The 26,428-nt window shown below is 73.2% G+C and carries 26 protein-coding genes; 11 read left to right on the top strand and 15 right to left on the bottom strand.

Features of this window, described 5'->3' with window-relative positions:
• Positions 1-15: 15 nt before the first annotated feature.
• Together ACWV17_RS29350 and ACWV17_RS29345 are read left to right on the top strand one after the other, a co-directional pair.
• On the top strand, positions 16-654 hold the full coding sequence (locus ACWV17_RS29350) for a 5-oxoprolinase subunit B family protein (protein ID WP_455362044.1): 639 nt from the start codon (positions 16-18) through the stop codon (positions 652-654).
• Positions 651-1,511 (top strand): 5-oxoprolinase subunit C family protein, encoded by an 861-nt coding sequence (locus ACWV17_RS29345; RefSeq protein WP_455362036.1) that lies wholly within the window; start codon positions 651-653, stop codon positions 1,509-1,511. The genes ACWV17_RS29350 and ACWV17_RS29345 overlap by 4 nt, the downstream gene beginning before the upstream one ends.
• Here ACWV17_RS29345 and ACWV17_RS29340 read toward each other — a convergent pair whose 3' ends face one another.
• From ACWV17_RS29340 to ACWV17_RS29320, 5 genes are all read right to left on the bottom strand, one after another.
• Positions 1,512-2,420 (bottom strand): SGNH/GDSL hydrolase family protein, encoded by a 909-nt coding sequence (locus tag ACWV17_RS29340; protein ID WP_455362035.1) that lies wholly within the window; start codon positions 2,418-2,420, stop codon positions 1,512-1,514. It lies immediately after the preceding gene.
• Positions 2,417-3,631: a glycosyltransferase gene (locus ACWV17_RS29335; RefSeq protein WP_455362034.1), complete on the bottom strand. Its 1,215-nt coding sequence runs from the start codon at positions 3,629-3,631 to the stop codon at positions 2,417-2,419. The genes ACWV17_RS29340 and ACWV17_RS29335 overlap by 4 nt, the downstream gene beginning before the upstream one ends.
• The gene (locus ACWV17_RS29330) at positions 3,628-4,752 is read right to left on the bottom strand and encodes a glycosyltransferase family 4 protein (RefSeq protein WP_455355032.1); all 1,125 of its coding nucleotides are present in this window, start codon (positions 4,750-4,752) and stop codon (positions 3,628-3,630) included. The genes ACWV17_RS29335 and ACWV17_RS29330 overlap by 4 nt, the downstream gene beginning before the upstream one ends.
• 120 nt (positions 4,753-4,872) lie before the next feature.
• Positions 4,873-6,300 (bottom strand): HEAT repeat domain-containing protein, encoded by a 1,428-nt coding sequence (locus ACWV17_RS29325; protein WP_455362033.1) that lies wholly within the window; start codon positions 6,298-6,300, stop codon positions 4,873-4,875.
• Positions 6,301-6,569: 269 nt separating this feature from the next.
• A complete protein-coding gene (locus ACWV17_RS29320) occupies positions 6,570-6,962 on the bottom strand; it encodes an ankyrin repeat domain-containing protein (RefSeq protein ID WP_455355030.1) in 393 nt (130 codons plus the stop codon).
• A 271-nt stretch (positions 6,963-7,233) separates the two neighbouring features.
• Between ACWV17_RS29320 and ACWV17_RS29315 the strand changes: the two genes are divergently transcribed.
• Both ACWV17_RS29315 and ACWV17_RS29310 read left to right on the top strand, forming a co-directional pair.
• Positions 7,234-7,428, top strand: coding sequence for a hypothetical protein (locus tag ACWV17_RS29315; protein ID WP_455355029.1), 195 nt, complete (start codon positions 7,234-7,236; stop codon positions 7,426-7,428).
• Between the two features lie 32 nt (positions 7,429-7,460).
• Positions 7,461-9,122 (top strand): hypothetical protein, encoded by a 1,662-nt coding sequence (locus tag ACWV17_RS29310; RefSeq protein ID WP_455362032.1) that lies wholly within the window; start codon positions 7,461-7,463, stop codon positions 9,120-9,122.
• A gap of 28 nt (positions 9,123-9,150) precedes the next feature.
• On the opposite strand, the gene ACWV17_RS29305 is transcribed toward ACWV17_RS29310, so the two are convergent.
• Positions 9,151-10,650 carry an SCO1417 family MocR-like transcription factor gene (locus ACWV17_RS29305; protein WP_455355027.1) on the bottom strand — a complete coding sequence of 500 codons (1,500 nt, stop codon included), beginning with the start codon at positions 10,648-10,650 and terminating at the stop codon, positions 9,151-9,153.
• Positions 10,651-10,713: 63 nt separating this feature from the next.
• Between ACWV17_RS29305 and yczE the strand changes: the two genes are divergently transcribed.
• The 4 genes from yczE (at position 10,714) to ACWV17_RS29285 (ending at position 14,196) form a co-directional block, all read left to right on the top strand.
• On the top strand, positions 10,714-11,385 hold the full coding sequence (gene yczE, locus ACWV17_RS29300; RefSeq protein ID WP_455362031.1) for a membrane protein YczE: 672 nt from the start codon (positions 10,714-10,716) through the stop codon (positions 11,383-11,385).
• On the top strand, positions 11,382-12,146 hold the full coding sequence (locus ACWV17_RS29295; RefSeq protein WP_455362030.1) for a glycerophosphodiester phosphodiesterase: 765 nt from the start codon (positions 11,382-11,384) through the stop codon (positions 12,144-12,146). The genes yczE and ACWV17_RS29295 overlap by 4 nt, the downstream gene beginning before the upstream one ends.
• Positions 12,147-12,197: 51 nt before the next feature.
• Positions 12,198-13,556: an MFS transporter gene (locus ACWV17_RS29290; RefSeq protein WP_455362029.1), complete on the top strand. Its 1,359-nt coding sequence runs from the start codon at positions 12,198-12,200 to the stop codon at positions 13,554-13,556.
• Between the two features lie 265 nt (positions 13,557-13,821).
• Positions 13,822-14,196 carry an RNA polymerase-binding protein RbpA gene (locus ACWV17_RS29285; RefSeq protein WP_003959706.1) on the top strand — a complete coding sequence of 125 codons (375 nt, stop codon included), beginning with the start codon at positions 13,822-13,824 and terminating at the stop codon, positions 14,194-14,196.
• Between the two features lie 61 nt (positions 14,197-14,257).
• Here ACWV17_RS29285 and fxsA read toward each other — a convergent pair whose 3' ends face one another.
• The 4 genes from fxsA to ACWV17_RS29265 all read right to left on the bottom strand — a co-directional run bounded on the left by fxsA (position 14,258) and on the right by ACWV17_RS29265 (position 18,339).
• Complete coding sequence (fxsA, locus tag ACWV17_RS29280) at positions 14,258-14,830, bottom strand: FxsA family membrane protein (protein ID WP_455355023.1); 573 nt, start codon at positions 14,828-14,830, stop codon at positions 14,258-14,260.
• A gap of 45 nt (positions 14,831-14,875) precedes the next feature.
• On the bottom strand, positions 14,876-15,652 hold the full coding sequence (locus ACWV17_RS29275; protein WP_455362028.1) for a polyprenol monophosphomannose synthase: 777 nt from the start codon (positions 15,650-15,652) through the stop codon (positions 14,876-14,878).
• A 517-nt stretch (positions 15,653-16,169) separates the two neighbouring features.
• The gene (locus ACWV17_RS29270; protein ID WP_455362027.1) at positions 16,170-17,816 is read right to left on the bottom strand and encodes an amidohydrolase; all 1,647 of its coding nucleotides are present in this window, start codon (positions 17,814-17,816) and stop codon (positions 16,170-16,172) included.
• A gap of 82 nt (positions 17,817-17,898) precedes the next feature.
• Positions 17,899-18,339 carry an Lrp/AsnC family transcriptional regulator gene (locus ACWV17_RS29265; RefSeq protein ID WP_366075131.1) on the bottom strand — a complete coding sequence of 147 codons (441 nt, stop codon included), beginning with the start codon at positions 18,337-18,339 and terminating at the stop codon, positions 17,899-17,901.
• A gap of 214 nt (positions 18,340-18,553) precedes the next feature.
• Between ACWV17_RS29265 and ACWV17_RS29260 the strand changes: the two genes are divergently transcribed.
• Entirely contained in the window at positions 18,554-18,967 is a 414-nt protein-coding gene (locus ACWV17_RS29260) for a hypothetical protein (protein ID WP_455355020.1), read from the top strand.
• 40 nt (positions 18,968-19,007) lie between these two features.
• Here ACWV17_RS29260 and ACWV17_RS29255 read toward each other — a convergent pair whose 3' ends face one another.
• The 4 genes from ACWV17_RS29255 to ACWV17_RS29240 all read right to left on the bottom strand — a co-directional run bounded on the left by ACWV17_RS29255 (position 19,008) and on the right by ACWV17_RS29240 (position 23,452).
• On the bottom strand, positions 19,008-20,099 hold the full coding sequence (locus ACWV17_RS29255) for a phosphotransferase family protein (RefSeq protein WP_455362026.1): 1,092 nt from the start codon (positions 20,097-20,099) through the stop codon (positions 19,008-19,010).
• Positions 20,100-20,271: 172 nt separating this feature from the next.
• Complete coding sequence (locus tag ACWV17_RS29250) at positions 20,272-21,405, bottom strand: hypothetical protein (RefSeq protein ID WP_455362025.1); 1,134 nt, start codon at positions 21,403-21,405, stop codon at positions 20,272-20,274.
• A gap of 410 nt (positions 21,406-21,815) precedes the next feature.
• The gene (locus ACWV17_RS29245) at positions 21,816-22,988 is read right to left on the bottom strand and encodes an acyl-CoA dehydrogenase family protein (protein ID WP_455355017.1); all 1,173 of its coding nucleotides are present in this window, start codon (positions 22,986-22,988) and stop codon (positions 21,816-21,818) included.
• Between the two features lie 314 nt (positions 22,989-23,302).
• A complete protein-coding gene (locus tag ACWV17_RS29240) occupies positions 23,303-23,452 on the bottom strand; it encodes an SCO1431 family membrane protein (RefSeq protein ID WP_455355016.1) in 150 nt (49 codons plus the stop codon).
• A 134-nt stretch (positions 23,453-23,586) separates the two neighbouring features.
• Between ACWV17_RS29240 and ACWV17_RS29235 the strand changes: the two genes are divergently transcribed.
• Positions 23,587-24,102, top strand: a complete 516-nt coding sequence (locus ACWV17_RS29235; protein ID WP_455355015.1) for a GNAT family N-acetyltransferase — start codon at positions 23,587-23,589, stop codon at positions 24,100-24,102.
• 32 nt (positions 24,103-24,134) lie between these two features.
• On the opposite strand, the gene ACWV17_RS29230 is transcribed toward ACWV17_RS29235, so the two are convergent.
• Positions 24,135-25,514 carry a peptidase C39 family protein gene (locus ACWV17_RS29230; RefSeq protein ID WP_455362024.1) on the bottom strand — a complete coding sequence of 460 codons (1,380 nt, stop codon included), beginning with the start codon at positions 25,512-25,514 and terminating at the stop codon, positions 24,135-24,137.
• A gap of 184 nt (positions 25,515-25,698) precedes the next feature.
• On the opposite strand from ACWV17_RS29230, the gene ACWV17_RS29225 reads away from it, so the two are divergent.
• Positions 25,699-26,307, top strand: coding sequence for a uridine kinase family protein (locus ACWV17_RS29225; RefSeq protein WP_455362023.1), 609 nt, complete (start codon positions 25,699-25,701; stop codon positions 26,305-26,307).
• The last annotated feature ends 121 nt before the right edge of the window (positions 26,308-26,428 follow it).

Raw genomic sequence — 26,428 nt, 5'->3', positions numbered from 1 at the left:
GGCACGAGCGGCGGGATGCGGGCCCTGCCGGTGGGCGAGCACGCGCTGCTGATCGAGGCCGGCACGGCCGAGGATGCCGCGGCCCTGCACGCCGAGCTGCTGCGCCGCCGGGCCGCCGAAGAGCTCCCGGCGCTACGGGAGATCGTCCCGGCCGCCCGGACCGTACTGCTGGACGGGCTGGCCGATCCGCGCGCCCTCGCCGCACAGGTCACCGGCTGGCAGGTGCCCCCGCTCGCCGCCTCGGCGGGCCCCGAGGTCACGGTCCCGGTCCGGTACGACGGCCCGGACCTGGCGGAGGTCGCCGCGCTCTGGGGCGTACCGGTGGCCGAGATCCCGCGTCTCGTCGGCGGCATCTCCTTCCGGGTCGCCTTCTGCGGCTTCGCCCCCGGCTTCGGTTATCTGACCGGGCTGCCCGAACGCTTCCACGTGCCCCGCCGGGCCACGCCGCGCACGGCCGTCCCGGCCGGTTCGCTGGCCCTGGCGGGCGAGTACGCGGGCGTCTATCCGCGCTCCTCGCCCGGCGGCTGGCAGCTGATCGGCTCGACGGACGTGGTGCTGTGGGATGCGTCCCGGGAGCCCGCCGCGCTGCTCTCCCCCGGCACCCGGGTCCGCTTCACCGAACTCACCCCGACAACGGCGGAGGACGGCCGATGAGCCTGGAGGTCGTCCGGCCCGGTGCGCTGACCACGGTGCAGGACCTGGGCCGTCCCGGGTACGCGCATCTGGGCGTACCGCTCTCCGGTGCCCTCGATCCGTACGCCCACCGCCTGGCGAACCGGCTGGCCGGGAACGCGCCGGACGCGGCGACCCTGGAGACCACGGTCGACGGCACCGCCGTGCGGGCCACCGCCGCCGTGATGGCGGCCGTCACCGGCGCTCCGTGTCCGGTACGCGTCGACGGCCGCCCTGCGGCGTGGGGCGCGGCCGTACGGGTGCCCGCCGGGGCCGTGCTGGAGGTGGGCCGGGCCGTCCGGGGGGTGCGCAGCTATGTCGCCTTCGGTGGCGGCGTCGACGTACCGCCGGTGCTGGGCAGCCGGTCGACCGACCTGCTGTCCGGGCTCGGCCCGGAGCCGCTCAGCACGGGGTGCACGCTCCCCCTCGGCGTACCGCGGGGGCCTTCCGCCGGCGCCGACGCGATCCCCGTACCGGCGCCTCCGGCGGAACTGGTGCTGCCGCTGCGCCTGGGGCCGCGCGACGACTGGTTCACCGCCGAGGCCGTGGCCGGTCTGGCGCGTGCCGTGTACCGGGTCTCCTCGGCGAGCAACCGCATCGGGCTGCGCACCGAGGGCCCGGCGCTGGCCCGCGCGAGGAGCGGTGAACTCCCCAGCGAGGGCATGGTGCTGGGGGCCGTCCAGGTGCCGCCGGACGGCCTGCCCGTGGTGTTCCTGGCCGATCACCCGGTCACCGGCGGTTACCCGGTGATCGGTGTGGTGCCCGAAGCGCGGCTCTGCGCCGCCGCGCAGGCGGTACCCGGCACTCCGGTCATCTTCCAGCTGGTACGGCACGGCTGATCAGGCCGCTCCCGCCTCGGCCGCCGCGCGCGCCGGGAGTGCCGACAGGGCCGCCGCCACCGCGTGCGAGGCGCCGAGGTCCAGCCGGGTGCTGGTGCCGCGGGCCCGGTGCTGCACCTCCTCCGCCGCGAGGCGCAGCAGCTGCGGCAGCAGGTCGGTGCAGCGGCGCGCCACCCAGCCGGTGCCGGCCGTGGCCAGCCACAGCATGCTTGCCGACCGGGTCGGGGCGGGCTGCTCCGGTTCACGGCCGGGCGCGGGCCCCGACGCGTGCCCGGCGGCGGCCAGCAGGGCATGGAAGTGGGCGGCGAGCATCCGGTGCCCGCGCTCGCCGGGGTGCAGCCGGTCGGCGCTCCACATGGTCCGGTCGGTCACCCAGTCGCCCTCGGCGGCGTGCAGATGGATCGCGCCGTACCGCTGGGAGAGCGCGTGGACGACGGCGTTGACCGCGCGCTGCCGCCGGGCCAGCGGGCGGGCGAGTGCGCCGGGCAGGCCCAGCATGCCGCCCGGGTCGGGCAGACAGGCCGTCAGGAGCAGGGCGCCGGTTTCGGTGAGTGCGGCACACACGGTGTCGAGGCGGCCTGCCACCTGGTGGATGTCGAAGGTGCACCGCAGGGTGTCGTTCACCCCGACCACCACGGAGGCGAGGTCGGGACGGAACGCCAGGGCTGCGGGCAGTTGCCGCTCCACGACGTCACGGGTCTGCGCCCCGCTGACCGCGAAATTGCGGAACTCGACCCTGCCGTCCCGGACGGCTCCCCCGGCGGCCTCACCGTCGGCCTCCTCCGCTACCAGCCCGTCGGCGAGCAGCGCCGCCCAGCCGCGCCAGCCGCCGCCGACCGGATCGCCCACGCCCTCGGTGAGCGAGTCCCCGAGCGCGGCGAACCGCACTCTCCGTGCGCGGGCCGTCATGCCGCCACCTCCCGTGCGCGGACGGCGTGTTCGCGTACCGGCGCGTCGTGGGCGGCGAGGAACGCCTCCACCGCGGCGCCCCACCCGTACCGCTCCGCCCGGGCCCGCGCCGCCCGGCGGCGCAGCGCCTCGGGCCGGTCGAGGAGGGCCTGTACGGCGTCGGCGAACGGTTCGCCGCCGTCCGCGGCGGCCCGTCCGGCCGTCCCCAGGATCTCGGGCAGCGCGGACGACGCGCTGGCCACCACCGGCGTACCGCAGGCCATCGCCTCCAGGGCCGACAGCCCGAACGTCTCCACCGGGCCGGGGGCCAGGCACACGTCGGCGGAGGCCTGCAGGGCCGCGAGTCCGTCCCGCCCGGTCACATGGCCGAGGAAGGAGACGGGGAGCCGCTGCGCCCGCGCCCGCTGTTCGAGCCGGCCGCGCAGCGGGCCGTCCCCGGCCACCACCAGGACGGCCCGGACGCCCCGCCGGCGCAGTGCCGCCACGGCGTCCAGTGCGGTGCCGGGCCGCTTCTCCACCGAGAGCCGGGAGGCCAGCAGAAGCAGCACCTGGTCCGGGCGGGCGTGCCGGCCGCGCAGCAGCGGGCTGTGCCGTTCGGGATGGCAGCGTTCCAGGTCGACGCCGAGAGGAGCGCGCACGACATTGCGCGCGCCGATCCGGGCGAACTCGCGTTCCGCCCACTCGGTGGTGCACACCACCGTCGAGTAGGCCTTCGAGGTACGGGAGTTGAGTCCGTCGGCCGCTCTGCGCGCGGCCCGCTCCGGCAGTCCCCAGGACCGCAGCACACCGTCCGCGGTCTCGTGGGAGACCATCGCGGCGGGGACCCGGGCCCGCCGCGCCCACTCGCCGGTCCAGCGCAGGGTCGTACGGTCGGACACCTCCAGCCGGTCGGGTGCCAGCCCGTCGAGCAGCCGCGCCACCCGCCGCCGGTCGGCCAGCACGCGGTAGCCGCCGGTGCCGGGCAGCACCGGGCCGGGCAGGGTGATGACCCGGCCCTGGGCGGTCTGCCGGTCGTCCTCCCGGTCACCGGGGACGATCAGTACGGGCTCGTGCCCCGCCGCCTGGTAGCCGGCGCCCAACTCCCGCAGGGCGGTGCGCAGTCCGCCCGAGGCGGGGGTGACGAAGTTCGCCAGCCGTACGATCCGCAGCGGCGAGTGCGGCGAGTGCGCGGCCGTGGCGGACGGCGCGGCCGCCGTCTGGGGCGCGCTCATGCCGCCACCGCCGCACGCTCGCCGAGCACGTCGGCGTAGTGGCCGAGCAGTTGGTCGCCGATGGCCTCCCAGGTGCGGCCCTCGACGGCGGCCCGGCCGGCCCGCCCGTACGCGGCGCGCAGCCCGGGATCGGCGGCCAGGGTCCGTACCGCCGCGGTGACGGCGCCGGCGTCGCGCGGCGGGACCAGGAGTCCGGTCCGGCCGTGGCCGACGAGGTCGAGCGGCCCGCCCGCGGCGGGCGCGACCACCGGCACTCCGCTGGCCATCGCCTCCTGCACGGTCTGGCAGAACGTCTCGTACGGTCCGGTGTGCGCGAACACGTCCAGCGAGGCGAAGATCCGGGCGAGTTCGTCGCCGGTCCGGCGGCCGAGGAAGTGGGCGCCGGGCAGTGCGGAGCGCAGTCCGGGTGCGCTCGGCCCGTCGCCGACCACCACCACCCGTACGCCGTCCAGTCCGCAGACGCCGGCGAGGAGTTCGACCTGCTTCTCGGGGGCCAGCCGCCCGACGTACCCGACGAGCAGTTCGCCGCCGGGCGCCAGTTCGCGGCGCAGCGCCTCGTCCCGCAGGCCGGGCCGGAAGCGGAGGGTGTCGACGCCGCGCTGCCACAGCCGTACCCGTGGCACCCCGTGCTGTTCGAGGTCCCGGACGGCTGCCGCGGACGGCGCGAGGGTGCGGTCGGCGGCGGTGTGCACGGCCCGCAGGCGGCGCCAGGCGGTGGACTCGCCCGCGCCCATGTACGTACGGGCGTAGCCGGCCAGGTCGGTCTGGTAGACGGCGACGGCCGGGACGCCGAGCCGGGCGGCGGCCGCCATGCCGCGCACGCCGAGCACGAACGGCCCGGCGAGGTGGACGATCTCGGCCCGGTGGGCGGTGAGCGCGGCGGCCACCCGCCGGCTGGGCAGGGCGACGCGCACTTGCGGATAGCCGGGCAGGGGCAGGGACGGCACCCGCACCACCGGGCACGGCTCCGTGCCCCCGGCGGGCGCCCCGGCTGCGGCGGCCGGGGCTATGACGAGCGGGTCATGACCGCGCCGGGCGAGGTGCCGGGCGGTCTGGAGGGCGCAGTGGGCCACGCCGTTGACGTCGGGCGGGAAGGACTCGGTGACGATGACGACACGCATACCCGTGTTGTCGTCGTACGGGGAGTTCCTGTGCCAACGAGGATCTTTCCTGGCGGGGAACGTCCCATGAGCGTTTCCGTCACGCCGGCGCGCTCCCCGCGGGCGGGCGGCCGCGCCGGCTCAGGTGGCGGTGGCGTCCGGGCCTATCCGCATCCGTACCGCGGTCTGTACCTCGGCCTCTTCCGCCGGGTCCGAGGCGAGCCGCCTGAGCTGCTCGACCACCCGGGCGTCGCCGGTCTCGGCGTGCCGTGCGGCCACCTCTCTGGTGGTCTCCTCGCAGTCCCACAGGCATTCGACGGCGAAGCCCGCGCCGAAGGTGGGGTCGGTGGCGGCCAGCGCGCGGGCCGTCCGGCCCCGCAGGTGCGAGGAGGCGGTCTCCCGGTAGACGTGGCGCAGTACGGGGGCGGCGCAGCCGATGGAGAGCCGGCCCGCCCCGTCGACGAGGCTCCACAGGGCGGGGGCATCCGGGCCGTCGGCGCGTACGGTCCGGCGCAGCGCGCCGAGCACGAGCCCGGCGTCCTGGCCCGTGCCGCGTTGGGCGAGCAGCGCGGCCGCCTCGGCGCCGAGCAGGTCGGGTCGGTTGGCCCAGGCGCGGGCCCGTTCCACCGCGGCGGGGCTGTGCATACGGCCGAACGCGCTGACGGCGGCCCGGACGACATGGTCCGAGGCGGCGACGGCGGCCGCCCCGATCAGGTCGAGGGCCTCGGGGTCCTGCTGTTCGGCGAGGTAGCGCAGGGCGGTGGCGCGCGCGCCGTCGGGACCGCGGCGGGCGGCGTCGAGGATCCGCGCGCGGTCCTCGGGGCCGGCGACGGCGGTCAGGCAGCGCGCTCCCGGTACGTGCAGGTGGTGCGCGGGCTGTCGTTCGAGGCCTTCCTGGGCCCAGTCCAGTACGGCCTGGACGCTCCAGCCGGGCCGGGGGCCGGTGGTGTTGAGCTGCCGCTGCCAGCGGTCGAAGGAGCCCTGTTCCCGCGCGGCGCGGACCCGGGCGGCGAGCGCCTCCTCCCGGGGGTCCTCGGCCCACAGCCGCCAGGGCCTGGGCTCGAAGGCGTCACGGACGGCCGCGGCCAGTTCGGCCTCGCCCTCGGGGGTCGTGGGGAAGCGGGAGAGCACGGGCCGGGCCAGTGAGCGCAGCCCGGCGTCGTCGTCGCGCAGCGCCAGCTCGTCCAGCGCCCAGGCCCAGTTGGCGCCGGTCGCGGCGTAGCGGCGCAGCAGCGCCAGCGCGTCGTCGCGGCCGTACGAGGCGAGGTGCCCGAGGACGGCGAGCGCGAGGCCGGTGCGGTTCTCGTCGGTGTCGACGAGGTCGTCGACGTGGAAGAGGTGCTGCTCGATCTCCCCGAGTCCACCGTCGAGATCGAGGTAGAGCCGGGCGTAGTAGAGGGAGCGGTTCTCGACCTGCCAGTCCTGGCGGGGGTCGCTGAGTACGCAGGTGTTCAGAGCCGCGAGAGCATCGGTCCGCGGCGCGGCGAGGGCGTGCAGTGTTCCGTCGCCGCGGCCCCTCTGCAGGAGGCCGAGCAGCGTGCCGCTCGGCGCTATGACTGGTTCGAACATGGGAAAATGCCTCACATCAAGCTGTCGACGCAACCGGGGATTGACGCATTACCTGGCCGCGTAACAACATGTCGGGCCGCCCGCCGTCTTCTGCCTGGTGTAGACCATCTTCCTCTGCCTTTCGTCGGTGGCCCGGAAACGGACCCCTTCGCGATCACTTCGGTCCGGCGTCTTCTGCCCGTACCCCGTGTTCGTGAATCCGACGTCATGATGACCCAGTCATTTCGCCACCGCGACCACATTTACGGCAGGCCGCTCCCGCCGGGCCGTCACCGTTCCCCGAAGAGTTCCAGCAGGTCGGTCTTGGCGAACATGCGGGCCGTGTCGACCGCGGACGGCGTGCCCGCCTGCGGGTCGGCGCCGCCGGCCAGCAGGGCCCGGACGACCTCTTCCTCGCCCTTGAAGACGGCTCCGGCCAGCGGTGTCTGTCCCCGGTCGTTGGCCCGGTCCGCGTCGGCGCCGCGGGCCAGCAGGGCCGTCACGGCGGGCGCGTGGCCGTGATAGGCGGCGAGCATGACCAGGGAGTCCCCGCGGTCGTTGGTGAGGTTCACCGGAATTCCGGCGTCCACGTAGGCCGAGAGCGCCTCGGCGTCGCCCTGGCGCGCGAGATCGAAGATCCTGGTCGCCAGCTCGACCACCTCGGGGTCCGGGACTTCGCTCATCGGGACGTACCGCCTTCCATGCTGTGACCTGGGGAGAACTCGACGCGTACGGCATCCGGGCCGTACGGGTGAATCGACAGCGTACTGCCCTCCTCCCGACATGGTCCGGCCCGGCCGAGGCAAAGATCACGTCGAGCGGGTTTGGCCAGCCGAGTACACCCGGTCAAGTGAAAAGGGCGGAAATTCACCCGATTAGACCTTTTGTCACATAGATACTTCCTGTGAGCCTGGAACAACTCAAGGTGACTGTCCCCTCACCCAGGAGAACCTCATGATCCTGTCCATCTCAGGCGTGGTGCTGCTCGGAATCATCTGCTTCCTGTTCTTCCGCAAGGACGGACTCAAGGCCTCCCACGCGCTCGTCTGCGCACTCTTCGGCTTCTATCTCGCCGGTACGGCGATCGCGCCGAGCATCTCGGCCGGCGGCGCGAGCCTCGCGCACCTGCTGGGCGGGATCAAGCTCTGACCGCCCGCTCCACACAACTCCAGGAGACCTACGTGGCCAGGCGACCACTCCCCCGCATTCTCCGCAGCGGCAGCGCCTCACTCGCTCGCAGCCGCGAGTTCGCGCGCACGGCCGCCGACGGCGCCACGGACGTCCTTCATCCGCTCATCACGATCAGTCGCGGTCTGCGCCGGCTGGCATCCGCCGGACGGCGCAGATGGGCCGCGACACCCAAGGAGGGGCGTGGTCCCGCGCTGCTCCTGGGCGCGGCCTGCGTCGCGGTGGTCGCGATCATTCCGTACGGACCGCTGGTCGCCCTCATCGCGGCGATGGCGGCGGCCGCCTGGCACGGACGCGACCGCACCCCCGTGAAGACCGGGCCCGACAAGGCGGAGAGGGAACGGCTCCAGGCCGTCTACGAGGCCCTGGTCCCCTACTTCTCCGTGCCCGAGGACCCTGCTCCGCTGTTCACTCATGGCGGCGCGTGGGACAAGGCCTTCGCCGAGCACTCGTTCGACGAGGCCGGCCGGCTCACCCGGCTGCGCATCCGGTACCCGGCGTACTTCACCGACGGTGAGGCCGCGTCCCGGGCCCGGATCGAGCAGGTGCTGCACGCGAAGTCCGGGCGCGGCCGCGAGTACCTCTTCACATGGGACGAGGAGAGCAACGAGCTGGAGCTGAGCGTGCTGGCGGCGCTGCCGACGGGCATCGCCGCTCAGCGTTTCGTGACCGCTCCCGGCGAGACCGTCCTCGGCTTCACCGATCCGGGCGGCGTGCCGCGGACCGTGCCCGTCACCGAGGGCGACGGGACCCGGGACGTACCGCCGGTGGTCTGGCGCACCGGGGCACGCTCCACCGAGCCGCACCTGCTGGCCGTCGGCCGGCCGGGCGCCGGCACCACCACTTTCATCCGCTCGATCGCCCTGCAGGCGCTGCAGCACGGCGACATCCTCGTCGTGGACGGCGGCGGCACGGGCGAGTACGCGTGCCTGACCGGGCGCTCCGGCGTGCTGTCCGTCGAATGCGGGCTGACCGGGACGCTGGCCACCCTCGAATGGGCGGCGCACGAGACCGAGCGCCGGCTGATCGCCGCGAACCGGGCCCGGCAGGCGGGCCTGCCCGACCCCGAGGACACCCGGCGGCCGCTGTGGATCCTGCTCGACCGTCCCAGCGTGCTGGGCCACCTGGCGGCGGCGGACGGGCGGGCCGAGCCGCAGGAGCTGCTCCAGGTTCCGCTGCGGCACGGCCGGACGGCCAATGTCACGGTCGTGGTGGCCGACCAGTTCGAGAGCATGGAGATGATCGGCGACACCGTGCTCTCCCACACGCGCGCCCGGGTCGTGCTCGGCCCGGCCACGGCCGACGAGGTCGCGTCGGTCCTCGGCGTCCCGCCGCACACCACCCCGACCCGGGACGTCCCGCCCGGCCGCGGTTACGCCCGACTGGGCACCGGCCCCGTACACCGCCTCCAGGTGCCGGCCACCCCCGATCCGTACGACGACGCGACGAGCGAGCCGCACCGCCGGGCGGTGCTCGGCCTGCTCCCGGATCACCAGATTCCGCCGGACGACGAGACGGGCGACGCGGTGGACGACGCGGTGGACGACGTGACCGGCGCTGAGGACGGCACCGCGTCCGGGATCCAGACCGTCGAGGACGACGACGAGGCCGACCCCGCCCTCCGGAAGCCGTCCCCGGTACCGGCGGAGAGCTGAGGGCCTGCCACCCGGACAGGCCCTGGAACTACGCCACGAACGTCCGGGGGGCCTCCGTGCCCGTCGTCGCGCCCGTTTCCACCAGCCTCGCCGCCGCCGCCAGCCGGGCCGCCGCCTCCTCGGCGAGCGGTCCGCCGACGGTGAACGGCAGTCGTACGTACCCCTCGAATGCGCCGTCGACGCCGAACCGCGGACCGGACGGCACCCGCACCCCGACGCGTTCGCCGGCCTCCGCGATACGGGAGCCGGAGAGCCCGCCGGTGCGCACCCACAGCGTCAGCCCGCCGCGCGGCACGTCGAACTCCCACGTGGGCAGCTCCTTGCGGACCGCCGCGACCAGGGCTTCGCAGTTCTCCCGCGCCTGGGTGCGCCGGATCTCGGTGGCCGCCTCCCAGCCGCCGGTGTGCATGAGCCAGTTGACCGCGAGCTGTTCGAGGACCGGGGTGCCGAGGTCGGCGTAGGCGCGGGCCGACACCAGGCTGCGGATCACATCGGGGGCCGCCCGTACCCAGCCGATCCGCATGCCTGCCCAGAAGGCCTTGCTCGCCGAGCCGACCGTGAGCACCGTGCTGCCCGCCGGGTCGAACGCGCAGACCGGGCGCGGCATCTCCATGGCGGGATCGAGGTGCAGCTCGGACATGGTCTCGTCGACGACCAGGACCGTGCCCGCCGAGCGCGCGGCCTCGACCAGCTGCCTGCGCTGGTCCTCGTCGGCGAGAGCGCCGGTGGGGTTGTGGAAGTCGGCCACGACATAGGCGAGCCGGGGTGCGGCGTCGCGCAGTACCTGACGCCAGACGGGCAGGTCCCAGCCGGCCAGCCCGTCGGCCATCGCGACGGGCACCAGCCGGGCCCCGGCCGCCCGCATCAGCTGGAGGATGTTGGCGTACGACGGGGACTCGACGGCGATGCGTTCGCCACGGCCCGCGAAGAGGTGGCAGATGGCGTCGATGGCGCCCATCGCGCCGGTGGTGACCATGATCTGTTCGGGCATGGTCGGGATGCCGCGGGCGGTGTAGCGGTCGGCGATCGTCCGGCGCAGCGCCGGCAGCCCGGCCGGGTAGTCACCGTGGGTGTGCGCGTACGGCGGCAGCTCCTCCAGCGCCCCCTGTACGGCACGGGTCAGCCACGGCTCCGGCGCGGGCAGCGCGGCGCAGCCGAGGTCGATCACCGAGCCGAGCGACTCGGGCGGCAGCGGTTCCAGGCCACGAGCCGGCAGCGGGTTACCGGCCGGGACCGCGGTCCAGCTGCCCGCGCCCCTGCGGGACTCCAGAAAGCCCTCGGCGCGCAGGGCCTCGTAGGCGGCGGCCACGGTGGTGCGGCTGACGGCCAGTGCCACGGCCAGTTCGCGTTCGGCGGGCAGCCGCGCGGCGACCGGGACCCGGCCCTCCAGGACGAGCAGCCGGATGCCGTCGGCGAGGGAACGGTAGGCGGGCAGGCGGCGGGCGCCCGGCACGGCCGGGCGGGCCTGCTGGGAGGTGAGCAGCCGGGCGAGTTGCGCCGCGCCCACCGCCGAAGTCCACTGAGCCATGATTCCAGTCCACCTTCCCCGAATTGGCCATGGATGGCTTCTCTTTCCAAGCCACAGAGTGTCATGAGCCGGGCCACTACCACCACCAGGGGGCACACCTTGACCCGTCGACTGCTGTATCTCTACCTCGGTCTGGCGCTGTACGGCGTGAGCTCCGCGCTCCTCGTACGCGCCGGGCTCGGCCTGGAACCGTGGGGCGTGCTGCACCAGGGCCTGGCCGAGCGCACCGGGCTGACCATCGGCGTGGTCTCGATCATCGTGGGCGCGGTGGTGCTGCTGCTGTGGATCCCGATCCGGCAGCGTCCGGGGCTCGGCACGGTCTCGAACGTGTTCGTGATCGGGATCGCGATGGACGGGACCCTCGCGGTGGTTCCGGCGGCGGGGTCTCTCGCGGTGGGCATCCCGCTGATGGCGGTCGCCATCGTTCTCAACGGCGTGGCCACCGGCCTCTACATCTCCGCCCGCTTCGGCCCCGGCCCGCGCGACGGCCTGATGACCGGCCTGCACCGGAAGACCGGCCGGTCGATCCGTCTGGTGCGCACCGGTATCGAGGTGGCCGTGGTGGCCACCGGCTTCGTCCTCGGCGGCACGGTCGGCGTGGGCACGGTCCTCTACGCGCTGGCCATCGGACCTCTCGCGCAGATCTTCCTGCGCCTGTTCGCCATTCCGGAGGCGGACCCCGTCAGTCCCGTGGTCGCCGGACGGCAACCCGGACGCGCGATACTGCCCAGGTGACCCACGTACGCCATCCCTACCTGGACCACCCGGGCACCATCCCCTTCGCGCACCGGGGAGGGGCGGCGGACGGCCTCGAGAACACCGCGGCTGCCTTCGGACGTGCCGACCGGGCGGGCTACCGCTATTTCGAGACCGACGTCCACGCCACCTCCGACGGAAAGCTGGTGGCCTTCCACGACGCGACGCTGGACCGGGTGACCGACGCGCGGGGCCGGATAGCGGCGCTGCCCTGGAGCGAGGTGTCGCGGGCGCGGGTGGCCGGCCGCGAGCCGCTGCCGCTGTTCGAGGAGCTGCTCGAAGCCTTCCCCGAGGCCCGCTGGAACGTCGACATCAAGGCCGAGCCGGCCCTCCTGCCCCTGCTCGACCTGATCCGCCGGACCGGGGCCTGGGACCGGGTGTGCGTCGGTTCGTTCTCCGAGAGCCGGGTGGCCAGGGCCCATCGCATCGCCGGCCCGCGGCTCGCCACCTCCTACGGCGTCCGGGGCGTGCTGGGCCTGCGGCTGCGGTCGTACGCGATCCCCGCCGCGCTGCGCAGCGGCGCCGTGGCCGCGCAGGTGCCCGAGTTCCAGTCCGGCATCCGCGTGGTGGACCGCCGGTTCGTCGAGGCCGCGCACGCCCGCGGGCTCCAGGTACACGTCTGGACGGTCAACGAGGCGGATCGGATGACAGCGCTCCTGGACCTGGGCGTGGATGGCATCATGACCGACCGGATCGACGTCCTGCGCGCGGTACTGACCGAGCGGGGGGCCTGGACCTGAACCGCGCCGCCGTCATCGGTGCGGGCCGGGGACGAAGGAGGGGGCGGGCGGGTGAGTGCGGAGACCGCGGATGGGGCCGACGCGACGGCGGAGGCCGCCGGGCGCAGACGTGAGCAGCACGGCTGGTACGTCTACGACTTCGCGGTTTCCGTCTACTCGACGAGCGTGCTCACCGTCTTCCTCGGGCCGTATCTGACGGAGGTGGCCAAGGCCGCCGCCGACGCGGACGGCTTCGTCCACCCGCTGGGCATCCCGGTGCGGGCCGGGTCGTTCTTCGCGTACTCGGTGTCGCTCTCGGTGATCGTCGCGGTGCTGGTGATGCCTCTCGTGGGTGCGCGGGCGGACCGCACGGGCCGCAAGAAGCCGCTGCTCGCGGCGGCCGCCTACGTGGGCGCCGCCGCGACGGCCGGGATGTTCTTCCTGGACGGCCACCGTTATCTGCTGGGCGGCTTCCTGCTGGTCGTGGCCAACGCGTCGCTGGCCGTCTCGATGGTGCTGTACAACGCGTATCTCCCGCAGATCGCCGGTCCCGACGAGCGGGACGCGGTCTCCTCCCGCGGCTGGGCGTTCGGCTACACCTCGGGCGCCCTGGTGCTCGTGCTCAACCTGGTCCTGTTCCAGGGCCACGACGCCTTCGGCATCTCGGAGGGCACGGCCGTACGGATCTGCCTGGCATCGGCCGGCGTCTGGTGGGGTGCCTTCACGCTGATCCCGCTGCGGCGGCTGCGCGACCGGGCGGTGGCGCGCGAGGGCGGTCCGGTCCCGGTCGGCCAGGGCTGGCGGCAGCTGATCGAGACGCTGAAGGACATGCGCCGGCATCCGCTGACGCTGTCGTTCCTGCTCGCCTATCTCGTCTACAACGACGGGGTGCAGACGGTGATCTCCCAGGCCTCGGTGTACGGGTCCGAGGAGCTGGGCCTGGAGCAGTCCACCCTCATCGTGGCCGTCCTGCTGGTGCAGGTGCTGGCGGTGGGCGGCGCCCTCGGGATGGGCCGGCTGGCCCGCACGTACGGCGCGAAGCGGGTGATCCTCGGCTCGCTCGCGGCCTGGACGCTGACGCTGGTGGCGGGATACTTCCTGCCGGCCGGGGCGCCGGTGTGGTTCTTCGTGCTGGCCTCGGCGATCGGCCTGGTGCTGGGCGGCAGCCAGGCGCTGTCGCGTTCGCTGTTCTCGCACCTGGTGCCGCGCGGCAAGGAGGCCGAGTACTTCTCCGCGTACGAGATGAGCGACCGCGGGATGAGCTGGCTCGGGCCTCTGGTGTTCGGACTGACGTACCAGGTCACGGGCAGCTACCGGGACGCGATCATCTCTCTGGTGATCTTCTTCGGGCTGGGATTCGTCCTGCTCGCCCGGGTCCCGGTGCGGCGTGCTGCCGAGGCGGCGGGCAATGCCGTACCGGACCGGATTTAGACCTCGAAGTGAAAGGCCGGTAGTGTACGCCTTTGGACAGCCAGGCGGACCGTTACTGCGCGCTAAAGAAGTAGAAACGCCGGGTGACATCTCTTGCCAGATGTGACAAACCGGGCACTGGTGGGTACTCCAAACTTGCAAATGCAGCGGCACGACGGGCGACGCATGACCCGGAACGGGAATCTTTACCGCCGACCGGACGTTGACCGGATGACGACGACAGCGACACCTGTCCTGTGGGCGACAAGCCCGGGAGGCACGATTCATGAGTGAGCGAGCTCTCCGCGGTACGCGCCTCGTGGTTACCAGCTACGAGACGGACCGCGGCATCGATCTGGCCCCGCGCCAGGCGGTGGAGTACGCATGCCAGAACGGACATCGATTCGAGATGCCGTTCTCGGTAGAGGCGGAGATTCCGCCGGAGTGGGAGTGCAAGGCGTGTGGCGCCCAGGCACTCCTGGTGGACGGCGACGGGCCTGAGGAGAAGAAGGGCAAGCCCGCGCGTACGCACTGGGACATGCTCATGGAGCGGCGTACCCGCGAGGAGCTCGAGGAGGTGCTGGCCGAGAGGCTGGCCGTTCTCCGCTCCGGTGCCATGAACATTGCCGTGCATCCGCGCGACAGCCGCAAGTCCGCCTGACGCCGGGCGATCGCGTACCGCACCGCATCAACCGAACAGAAGCAGGAGCCGCGGGCGTCCGTCAGGGCGTGAGCGGCGGCCGGGGGCCGTCCTCGCGACGCGGCGCGGGACCGTCCTGCCGGATCACCTCACCCTGTACGACCTTTCCGTCCGGTCGGTGAATGCGCGCCTGCTGGAAGGCGTCGCCGAAGCTGCCGGAGGTGGCGGCCCGCATCCGGCGGTCCAGCGACCGCTCCGCGTACGCGCCGAGCCGCGAGCGGACCGGCGGCAGGAGCAGCAGCAGCCCGGCCACGTCCGAGATCAGTCCCGGCAGCATCAGCAGCAGTCCGCCGAGCATCATGAAGCCGTTGCCGCCGGACTGCCGGTCCTGGCCGGCGGGCACGGCGCCCGACTGGGCCTGCTGGAGGGTCTCGGTCAGGGTGGTGAAGGCACGCCGGCCGGCCCGCTTGACGACCACCGAGCCGAGCACCGCCCCGCCCACCAGCAGGGCGAACACCGTCAGGCCGCCCGCGGCGTCCGCGACGACCGTCAGCAGCCAGATCTCCAGGACCAGCCAGGCGGCGAGGGCGAGAGGGATGAAGGAGCGGGCTCGCGAGCGCTTGCGAGCCGTGGGAGGGGGTGCGCCGGTCGTCATGCCCCCAGTGTGCCGGGTGGCCGGGCAGGCCGGCATAAAGGGTGATCAGGAAGGCTTGCGGTCCTTGCGGCCGAGGATGCGGTTGGCGCGCGTCCCGACGCCCCAGGCGGTGACGCGCCACAGGGCCTCGACGACGATGTCCCGGCTCATCTTGCTGTCGCCGTGTTCGCGCTCGACGAAGGTGATGGGTACCTCGACGACGTGGTAGCCGGCCTCGATCGCGCGACGGGCCAGGTCGACCTGGAAGCAGTACCCCTGGGAGGCGACCTCCTCCAGCCCGAGGCCCTCCAGGGTCTCCGCGCGGAAGGCCCGGTAGCCGCCCGTCACGTCCCGGATCGGGACGTCCAGGAGCAGCCTGGAGTACGTGCTGCCGCCACGGGAGAGGAACTCGCGGGACCTGGGCCAGTTGACCACCCGTCCGCCCGGGACCCAGCGCGAGCCGAGGACCAGGTCGGCGCCCTTGAGGGCGGTCAGCAGCCGGGGCAGTTCCTCGGGCTGGTGCGAGCCGTCGGCGTCCATCTCGACGAGCACGCCGTAGCCGTGCTCGATGCCCCAGCGGAACCCGGCCAGGTAGGCGGCTCCGAGCCCTTCCTTGCCCTTGCGGTGCAGGACCTGGACGTGGTCGTCCTCGGCGGCCAGCTCGTCGGCGATCTTGCCGGTGCCGTCCGGGCTGTTGTCGTCGGCCACGAGGATGTGTGCCTCGGGCACGGCGGCCCGTACCCGGGTGACGATCGGCTTGATGTTCTCCGCCTCGTTGTAGGTCGGAATGATCACCAAGGCCGTGCCGAGCGGGCCGTACCGCCGCTCCCCGCCGTCGCTCACTGCTTCCCCTTAAGTCCGTCAGAACACCACCATAGCGAGCACAGCCGTGCGGGCCTGCCCCGACGCCGACACCCGTGGCCGGACGGGAGAGGACGGGAGAGGACGGGGGAACTGCGGATCGGGGCCCGGCGCCCTTCGGGCCGACCTGGGACCCGCTGGCTGCGGGTCTACCGAGAGCCGTTGTCTACTGGACGTCCGGGCCCCACCCGGGTCGCACCTGCCGGCCCGGTGAAACCTTCCCTCGCCCCCGAGGCGCGGGCGCTGAACCTGGCTCCCAGTGGCGGTGCGCCGGTGCGGCACACCACCCCATGACCCAGCGGCGTTCGACGACTGCGTGGAGGTTTCCCGGCCGGACGTCCTGTGGTGGACCCGGCCGAACCTACCGGCCGGTGGGCGCCTTCTGTCAACAGTCGTTCGACCTGCGGCGTTTCGTCGAACCACCAGGTCAGTAGCGAGGGTTGAGGCGGCGAACCGGCGCTCGCGCGCACATCGATCGGCGGAACGGCACTCCGCTACGTCACTCGTCCGGCCGTACGAAGACCGTATGTCCGAACACCACCGTCCGCAGGCAGACGGGCAGTTCACCGCCCGGCGTGAGATCCGGCAGCCCCGGGGTGCCGGAGCGCGGGTCGGTCGACCAGCGGGCGACCCGGTCGTCAGGGGCCTGGACGACGAGTTCCTCGGTACGCCAGACCGCGTAGTCGGCGGGGGCGCCCGGGACGAGGACGCCCGCGTCGTCCCGGCCGAGCGCCCGCCAGCCGCCCCGGGTGTGGGCGGTGAAGGCCGCCCGTGCGGAGATGCGGTGGTCCGGGGTGCGGTGGAAGGCCGCCGCCCGGACGGTGCCCCACGGGTCGAGCGGGGTGACCGGGCTGTCCGAGCCGAAGGCGAGCGGGACGCCGACGCGCAGCATCGCCGCGTACGGGTTGAGGGTGCCGGCCCGCTCGGCCCCGAGGCGCTGGGCGTACATCCCGTCCGCGCCGCCCCAGGCCGCGTCGAAGGCCGGCTGGACGGACGCGGTCAGGCCGAGTTCCGCGAAGCCCGCGATGGTCTCCGGGGTGAGCATCTCGGCGTGCTCGACGCGGTGCCGGGCGGCCCGTACGCGGGCCGGACCGACCTTGTCGGCCGCCGCCCGGACTCCCTCGACCACCGAGGTGATCGCGGCGTCCCCGATGGCGTGGAAGCCCGCCTGGATGCCTGCCTCGGTGCAGGCGGTCACATGGGCGGCCACATCGGCCGAGTCGAAGTGCGCGGTGCCGGTGTGCGGGGCGTCGGCGTACGGCTCGTGCAGGCAGGCGGTGTGCGAGCCGAGGGAGCCGTCGACGAACAGATCGCCCGCCGCGCCGACCGCGCCGAGCTCGCGGATGCGGTCGGCGTCCTTGGCGTCCGTCACATGGTCCGCCCAGTAGCCGAAGACCCGCGGTCCGGCCTCCTCCGACGCCAGCTTCAGCAGCCCGGTGAAGTCGTCCTCGTCGGAGATGTCCGGGCCGCCGCACTCGTGGACCGAGCCGATACCGAGCGAGGCCGCCCGGGCGAGCGCGGCCCGCTGCGCGTCGGTGCGCTGGCGCGGGGTGACGGCGGCGTACGCGGCGGCGCGGACGGCGTGGTGGGCGTCTCCGGTGAGCGGGGCGTCCGGACGGTAGCCGGTGAGCGTGGTGATGCCGGGGACCAGGTCGAGCAGCGCGGTGGTGGCGACCGCCGAATGGACGTCGATCCGGGTCAGGTAGAGCGGGCGCCCGCCGGTGGCCGCGTCGAGTTCGCCGCGGAGCGGGGGCCGTCCCTCGGGCCAGCGGGACGCGTCCCAGCCGTGGCCGAGGAGGACCCGGTCGGCGGGCCGGGCGGCCGCGTGGGCCCGTACGAGATCCAGTGCCCCGGACAGCGAGCGGGCGCCCGAGAGGTCGAGGCCGGTCAGGGCCAGGCCGGTCGCGGTGGTGTGCACATGCGCGTCCGTGAACGCGGGGGTGACCAGCGCGCCTTCGAGGTCGACCACCTCGTCCACGCCGTCCGCGAAGGCGTCCGCGGCGCCCTCCGAGCCCACCCAGGCGACATGGCCGCGCTCGACGACCATGGCCGTGGCGAAGGGGTCGGCGGGACTGTGCACGTCCCCGCCGCGCAGCAGCACGGTGCGGTGGGGTGGGGCGGGCTGGGGGGCGGTGCTCTCGCTCATGGTCACCAGTCTCCCGCCTGCGCGGGGGTGCTCCGTGCGCGGGGTCGCGCGGTTCCCGCCCCCGTCCCGCGGGATCCCCGGGTCAGACGCGGGGTGGCCGGGCCTCGTACGGAGTGGAGAGGACCACCGTCGTACGGGTGGACACGCCGGCCAGCGCGCGCAGCCGGCTCAGCAGGTCCTCCAGTTCGAGCGGGCTGGCCACGCGCACCTTGAGGATGTAGTTCTCGTCCCCGGCCACGCTGTGGCAGGCCTCGATCTCGGGGACTCCGGCCAGCCGTTCCGCGATGTCGTCAGGAGCGCTGGGGTCGAACGGTTTGACCGAGATGAAGGCCGTCAGCGGCAGGCCGACCGCCTCGGGGTCGACCACGGCGGCGTACCCGCGGATGACTCCGCGCTGCTCCAGTCGGCGTACGCGCTGATGAACCGCCGAGGTGGACAGGCCGGTGGCCTTGCCCAGATCGGTGTAGCTCATGCGCCCGTCCCTGACGAGCAGATCCACGATCTGGCGATCCAGCTCCTCCATAGTGCTCATAGCGGATCAACCTATTGCCCCGGAGCACTCCCGGCACAGTCGGAGGTGACGGCGAGATGGCACCTGCGGCGGGCATGTGACGAACGCCACAGATTTGCGGCACCGCCGAGGGGGCCTGCACGGTTACCCGGCGCGCGCGACGGGAAGTGCTTGCTGTGGTCGAGGCCGCAAGTGCCTTATCGGCCCACCCGAGGGGGGAATCTCCATGCAGAACCTGAAGCGCACCGGACGTACCGAACCGGAGCCCGCCGATTTCGCCGACTCCGTCGAGGACGACACCGAGCTCGACGCGTACGACACCTTCGAGATGTACCGGGTGATCTGCCCGGACTGCGCACAGCCGATCGCCCTGCTGGCGGACGAGGACGTGCTCCCCGAGCACGCGCTGTGCCCCACCCCGTGGAACCCGTTCGGGCTCACCGCGTGCACGGGCACCGGGCGCTCGGCGTCGGACGCGCAGCCGGCCGACCGGACCCTGGAGGTCCAGGAGCAGGACACCGCCCTGCTGTTGACGCTCCCGCAGGGACTCGACTGGCGGACGCAGCCCTTCTCGCACGTCGGCGGTCCGGGCTCGCGTCCCGTCCAGGTGCCGCGGCAGGCACAGCGGCACGCCGCCTGACCGGACCCGTCGGTCCGGTCGGTCCGGTCGGTCCGGTCGGTCACCAGTAGCTTCCCTGCACCATGGCCGCCAGGCTGCCGTGGTGCAGGATCAAGCCGTCCGGGTTCGCGGGGACCTGGACCTCGCCGAAGTGGACCTGGCGGTAGGCGACTCGGAGCATCACGATCGCGTGCCGCAGCGCCGCGTAGAGCGTGTGGAACTCCATGTCGCGCGGGGTGTGGCCGGTGAGCCCGGCGTAGCGGCGCTCGACGGCGTCACGGCGCAGGAAGTCCGGCAGGCCGTGCTGGCCGAAGCCCACCGTCAGGTCCTGGAAGAACCGGTGCAGGTAGACGGTCCACCCGAGGTCCACCTCGCGCGGGGCGAGCGCCGCCATCTCCCAGTCGAGCACGGCGGCCGGCTCGAACCCGGCGTAGATGATGTTCCCGATGCGGGCGTCGCCCCAGTTGAGAACGGCGGGCCCCTCGTCGGCGGGCCAGAGCTCCTCCAGCCGGTCGAAGGCGCTCTCGATCAGCGGTGAGTCCGGCAGCCCGTCAACCACCCAGTGGTAGTAGGCGCGTTGCGAGTCGACGTGCAGGCGCAGCGGGCTGCCGGCGCCCGGCGGCAGCAGGAACTCGGCCTCCTCGGCGGGGAACTGGTCGTGCAGCCGGGCAAGGACCGAGATGCTCGCCTCCTCCAGCCGGGCGCGCTGGGCATCGGTCGCGGCGTGCAGCCAATTGCCCTCGTACGTATAGGGCATGACGTCCGGCGGGACCCGCCCCTCGGCCCGCTCCATCACGAAGAACGGCGCGCCGAGGGGCTCCGGGTCCTCCTCCAGCCAACGCACGCGCGGCACGGGTACGTCGGTGTGCTCGGCGACCAGGCTCATCACGCGGTGCTGGCGGGGCATGTCGTACGCGGGGAAGATCGTGTACGCGTCCGGGTCGGCGGCCAGCCGCAGGGCGCAGGCGCGCAGCGGGGTGTCCGGGTGGTCGATGTCGAAGAGCAGGGTCTCGCTGGACATGCCGTTGGACTCGGGGACGCGAATGCCGGTGACGTGGGCGCCGGGCAGGCGTCCGCCGAGCCAGGCGGTCAGCCGTCGGCCGAGATCCTCCGGATCGCGGGTGGTGGTACGGGGTCGGGGGGCGGTGGTCACAGGGCTGCTCCCTCTTCTTGGGGCTCGGTTCGCCTCCGGGCGCTTTGTTCGTCTGTCGACGGTTGTCGTGCTCGGTCGCTTCGCTCCCTGCGCTCTCCTCCCTTTCGACAGCCGCGCGCCCTTCGGCTCACTCGCCGGGGGTACGCAGGGCCACCGTGGGGGCGTCAGGCGTTCAGGGGGCCACCGAGTCGTAGCCGGTGAATCCGCTCGGGTCGTGGCGGCCGAAGGTGCCGTGCTCGAAGATGCCGTGGCCCACCTGGCCGTCGAGGGTGAAGCGGGCGGCGTGGTCGGTGACTCCGAAGGCGGCCATCGGGTGCGCGGCCGGGTCGGAGAGGTCGTACGTGCGGCGGTCGGTCCAGCCCCGGCCCTGCCAGGTGCCGTGCTGCCAGTCAGTGGCGGGCGGGTAGCCGGCGCCGACGGCGAGTGGGGACGAGGCCAGGATCTCGACCCCGAGTTCGTGGGGTTTGCGGGCCGGGTCGCTGAGGTGGACGACGGCGCGTTCCGGGTGGCGGGTGCCGCGGCGGTAGCTGATGTCGGCCTGGGGCCAGCCGAGTTGGACGTCGCGGCGGCCGCTGCCGTCGGGGTGGACGAGCAGCGCCTCGTTGAGGGTGCGGTGGCCGTCGGCGTCCTCCTGGGCGATGACCATCAGGAAGCGGTCCTCGAAGCGGACCGGCGTCCAGATCCAGTGGAAGCCCTCGGGCCGGTACTCCTCGGCGGCCCGGCCGCCCTCCTCGCCGGGCAGGGGCCGTACGCCCCAGCTGCGGTCGCGCGTCCCGGTCCACTCGCCCGGCGTGAGGCGGAACTCCTCGCCGCCGGCGCGAAGTGTGCCCGTACAGCCGCCGGCCTGGACGAAGCGGCGGCCTTCGAGCATCAGGCGGTCGCCGCGGCGCTGGACGTGGTGGGGTTCCCAGACGGCGGGGAACTCCGCCGTCCACTCGATGTCGTAGGAGAGGGAATCCGGGTCGTCGGGGTCGGGTGCGCAGTGCAGGCGGATCCGGCGCAGCGGTTCCTCGACGGTGATCCGGAGCGGGCCGACGCAGAGGTTCATGCGGTCGTCGGTGAGGGCGTCCGAGGCGCGGACGGCGAGGAGCGCGTCGCCGAGCCGGAGGGTGGCGTACGCGTCGATCACCCCGGTGTTGGGATAGACGCCGAGCCCGGCGATGAGCAGGGCCCGCCCGGTGTGGTCGAGGACGTGGAAGATGCACCGGTCGTACGCGTTGCGGTCGCCGGTGACGACGTGCTTCATCGACAACGGGGCCTGGTGGACGGGGTATTCGTCGAGCGCGACGGGGCGGTCCTCGGCCACGGCAAACCTCCTGGGCGCGGGGGCGGGACAGGAGAATTGACGGTACGTCAGAAACCGCGTGCGGGGCCATACTCGTGCCTGCGCGGGGCCATACTCGTGCCGGCTCCCGCGACCGGCCCGGTCACATGGTGAACTCACGCCCGAATACCGCAGGGGGTGACCCCGGAGTCCCACCTGGCGTTGGCCGGGTATGACCACGCTGTACACCGCGACCGGCCGACGTCGTCGCCTGGTGACGCCGAGCACCGAAGAATCGGTTCATCACCCCGCTGATCCGCCCATCTACCGGGCGCTGCTCACCCGTTGGGCGAATGACGGCCGTACGCTGCCGGGCCGCCGGGACCCGGAGTGGTCCCGGCTCACTGCGGCGCCGATCTGGCCGGGCCGGACGAGCCGGCCCGGCCCGCAGTTCAGCGCGACTCGGGACCCGCGAGGTGACGGGCGATGACCATGCGCTGGATCTGGTTCGTGCCCTCGACGATCTGCAGCACCTTCGCCTCGCGCATCAGCCGCTCCACCGGGAAGTCCATGGTGTAGCCGTAGCCGCCGAGCACCTGGACCGCGTCCGTGGTCACGCTCATCGCCGTGTCCGTGCAGAACAGCTTGGCCATGGCGGCCTGCCGCGAGAAGGGCCGTCCGGCGTCGCGCAGCCGCGCCGCCGCGAGATAGAGCGCCCGGCCCGCCTCTATCCGCGTGGCCATGTCGGCGAGCATGAACCGGAGCCCCTGGAAGTCCGCGATGGGCCGGCCGAACTGCTGCCGCCCGGTGGCGTACGACAGGGCCTCGTCCAGCGCCGCCTGGGCGACCCCGATCGCGCAGGCCGCGATGCCGAGCCGGCCCGAGTCCAGCGCGGACAGGGCGATGGCGAAGCCCTGCCCCTCCTCGCCGATCCGGCGGCTGTCCGGCACGCGCACCCCGTCGAAGTGCAGCTGGGCGGTGGGCGAGCCCTTCATGCCCATCTTCTTCTCCGGCGCGGCGGCGCTCAGCTTCTCGGCGTCGCCGGGCACCAGGAACGCCGTGATGCCCCGGGCGCCCTCGCCTCCCGTACGCGCGAGGACGGTGTAGAAGTCCGCGACTCCGCCGTGGGTGATCCAGGCCTTGGTGCCGGTGATGATCCAGTCGTCGCCGTCGCGCACGGCCTTGGTGCGCAGGGACGCGGCGTCCGAGCCGGAGGCCGGCTCGGAGAGGCAGTACGCACCGAGCAGGCCGCCGCCGAGCATCGCGGGCAGATGTTCGGTCTGCTGTTCCTTGGTTCCGTACCCGGCGAGGGCGTGGCAGGCCAGGGAGTGGACGCTCACGCCCAGTCCGACGGTGAGGCGGGCCGCCGCGAGTTCTTCCAGGACCTGGAGGTAGACCTCGTACGGCTGGTCCCCACCGCCGAACTCGGAGTCGTACGGCAGGCCGAGCAGACCGGAGTCGGAGAGGAGCGTGAAGACCTCGCGCGGGAAGTGCCCGGCGTCCTCCTCCTCGGCCGCCCGGGGCTGGATCTCGCCCTGGACGATCTCGCGCACAAGCGCGAGCAGGTCCCGGGACTCCTCGGTGGGCAGCTGTCGTTCCACCGGCTGCGGGGCGCGGTCGGGCATGGCGGCGCTCTCCTCCCTGATCGGGCGCTGCGGCGGTCGCGCGCGCAGGGTATGGCCGCGCCGCCGGATGTACTGCTCTCCAGCCGTTGCGGCTCTCCCGGATCACGGAAGCGGCTGACCAGCGGCTGTGGCGGCTTGAGTATGCCCGATCGGGGGCGTTCCGTCACGGGTTCCAAGATCCACCGCCGAGATCGGCCGTGGGTGTGCTCCACCGGAATGCGGCCTGGTGGCCCGGCTAGGTCCTGTCGCCCGGACAGGACCTAGTCCAGGGTGACCCGCCCGAAGCGGTTCAGCCAGCCGGAAGCCGGACCGGGCTACATCAGTCCGGCCTGGGTGACGAACATGGCGAGGACGACGACGAGGGTCCAGCCGAGGATGTGCTCCAGCAGCTTGGAGTCCTCATCGGGGCCGCCCGTGCGGGCGCGGGTGGCGGTGGTGGTGGCCGTGGCTGTGGTCGCAGTCATGGAAACTCGCTCGGTCGTCTGGCGATGGACGTCCCCCCGACCGTCCAATGTGCCAGCGAACTGCGGCCTCGCGGGAGAGATGTTCGTCACCCGGCCCGGCGGCCAGGGGGGACACCCCCTAGTAGGTTCTGTCCATGGAGACGATTCTGTACGGCGCCGAGGTGACGCTGCGGCCCGCCGCCGCCTCCGACGTTCCCGCGCTGGCCGCTATCCGGGCGAAGCCCGAGGTGTACGCCCGCTGGCGCGGCGACGCGGACCTCGAGGCCGAGATCGCCGGCGACCTCGGCGAACCCGACATCAGCATGCTGGTCATCGAGGTGGACGGCCGTACGGTCGGTGGCATCCAGTGGGGCGCCGAGACCGATCCGGACTACCGGCACGCGAACATCGACCTCTTCCTGGACCCCACGGTGCACGGCCGGGGCCTGGGCACCGACGCCGTGCGCACCCTGGCCCGGCACCTGATCACCGACCACCGCTTCCACCGCCTGGTGATCGATCCGGCTGCGGACAACGCCGCCGCCATCCGCTGCTACACCAAGGTCGGCTTCCGCCCGGTCGGCATCATGCGCGGCTACGAACGCGGACCGGACGGCAGCTGGCACGACGGGCTCCTGATGGACATGCTGGCCGACGAGCTGACCGACTGAGCCCGGGACCGGGCCTGTCCCGGACCAAGTGTTCAGAGCAGGCCCAGCGACCTGAGGGCGAGCCGCTGCCGGGCGGTGGGGTGGGCCGGAAAGTACACGTAACAGACGCCGCCGGTGCCCGAGACCACCTTTCCGCTCGCGTTGTACCGCTTGGTCCTGAGCCAGATGTTCTCCCACTCGCGCCGCCGGTAGACCCGGCGCACCGCCGCGTTGCTGGGCGACGCCGGGTCGTTGGCGATCACGTCGCCGTCCGCCGTGAAGCCGATCACGGTCATCAGGTGGCCGGCCGTGCCGTAGCCGGCCCCGGTCAGCTCCTCCTCGCGGAAGGACTGCGACGTGATGACCGGGATGCCCGCGCCGATCAGGGTCTCCAGGTCGGTGAGCGAGCCGAGCCGGGTGACGACGGCGCTCATGTCCTGGTACGTGGCGGCGTACGCGGCGTTGAAGGGCCAGTTGCCGCAGCCGTCGTACTGGTGGTCGAAGGTGTACCGGGCCGCGTGGCAGACCTGGGGGTCCGCGAACGCCGGATTCACCCAGGCCAGGTCCTTGGCGGTGGGCTTCCGCCCCCAGTACTCGATGACCATCTGCGAGGAGGTAGGGCTGCACCAGGCCTCGCCGCCGTTGTCGTACTCCGGGTACTGGCCGATGTGGGTGTTCTGCGAGTAGCGCGGGACCGTCAGCTCGCGGGCCACGCCCGGCGTCGACGCGGGCACCGTGAACCGGTCGGGGATGTCCGAGGCCATCGCGCCCAGCCGCCAGACGACCGGTGTGAGTGTGCTGCCGGGCTTGCGGTAGAGCGTCAGACGCAGTTGGTACGACACCAGACGCAGGCCACCGGCCCCCTCCTGGGCCGACGCGGTGTCGACGGAGAGGGTGTCCGTCCAGACCGTGCTCCGCCCGTCCGTCTGACCGTCGACGGAGGTGCGCCGGATGTCCGCGTCCCCCGCCGCCCAGCGCCCCATCACGTACCAGGGTGTCGCGGTGGCGTCCGCATACGTGCCGCGCAGCTCCACCAGCAGCCAGGTACCGGCCGGGGTGTGCGCGTTCCAGAAGGCGATGATCTCGGTGGCCGGGACCTTCGAGCGGTGGACCGGGGAGGTCCAGCTCGCGTACTCCCAGGTGGCGCGCCGGCCGGTGTGCGGATCGGTGTAGTCGGTACGGCCGGCCGGGGTGTCGATCGCCAGTCCGGGGCGGTGCCCGGCCACGGCCCTGGTTCCGGCGCGTGTGCCGGAGCGCCAGTCGGTGTAGGAGGTCCAGCATCGGTTGTCCACCGGTGAGGCACCCGGGCCACGTCGCGTCGCCTCGGCCGGTCCGGCGGCGACGGCGGGCGAGGCCGCGGATCCCGCGGTCGCGGCCGCCGCGGCCGCCAGTGCGGCGGCCAGCACGGTTCTGCGCGGCGTGGGACTGGTCATGGGCGGGGCCCCCTCGGTCATACCCGAGCCGTGTCCGGTCGGGGCAGCAGGTGCACGACAGTGCCGCCAACTATGGCCGGTCGCGGCGGAGTTCTGCCAGCTTCCGGCCCGCGCCACGCCCACCGACAGGGGACTGGACCACTGGCGTGACCTGCGGTTGCGCACCCCCGCTTAGGCTGAGGGGGTGGCTTCTCTCGACACGCTCGCCGCGGAACTCCGCGCCCTCGACCCCTGCTGCGGACCCGTCCGGCTGATCGCGGTAGACGGGCACGCCGGCTCCGGCAAGTCGACCTTCGCCGACCGGCTCGCCGAGGCCCTCGGCGGCGCACCGGTGCTGCACCTCGACGACATGGCCACGCACGAGGAGCTGTTCGGCTGGACCCGGCGGCTACTGAGCCAGGTGATCGGTCCGCTGTCGCGCGGGGAGGCCGCGCGGTACGCGCCGTACGACTGGACGCTGCGCCGCTTCGGCCCCGCCCGCACCCTGGAACCCGCTCCCGTGATCGTCCTGGACGGGGTGGGGGCCGGGCGGCGCGCGCTGCGTCCGTATCTCGCGCGGCTGCTGTGGATGGAATTGGCGGAAAACCAGGCGTGGAGGCGCGGCCGCGACCGCGACGGGAGTGCGCTCTCGGGCTTCTGGGACGGTTGGGAGGCGGCGGAGCGGCGGCACTTTCACCAGGACCCGTCCCGTCCTTTCGCCGACACCCTGGTACGACAGTGTGACGAGGGGTACGAGTGGTCTTCCGGGGCCCGTGCGGCAGCGGGATCAGGCCCTCACCCTCACCGAGGGTGACTGCCTGGCTCAGGCTTCCCGAGAGGGCCGAAACCCGCCCCTGGGACCCACCAACTCTGCTTGACCTGGGGGCCGTACAGGTCTTACGTTCTCAATGTGCGGTCTTCTGGACCGTCGCAGA

Source organism: Streptomyces mabaensis (assembly GCF_053763515.1).
The sequence above is the reverse complement of the archived record's forward strand: the minus strand, read 5'-3'. Positions and strand labels throughout refer to the sequence as shown.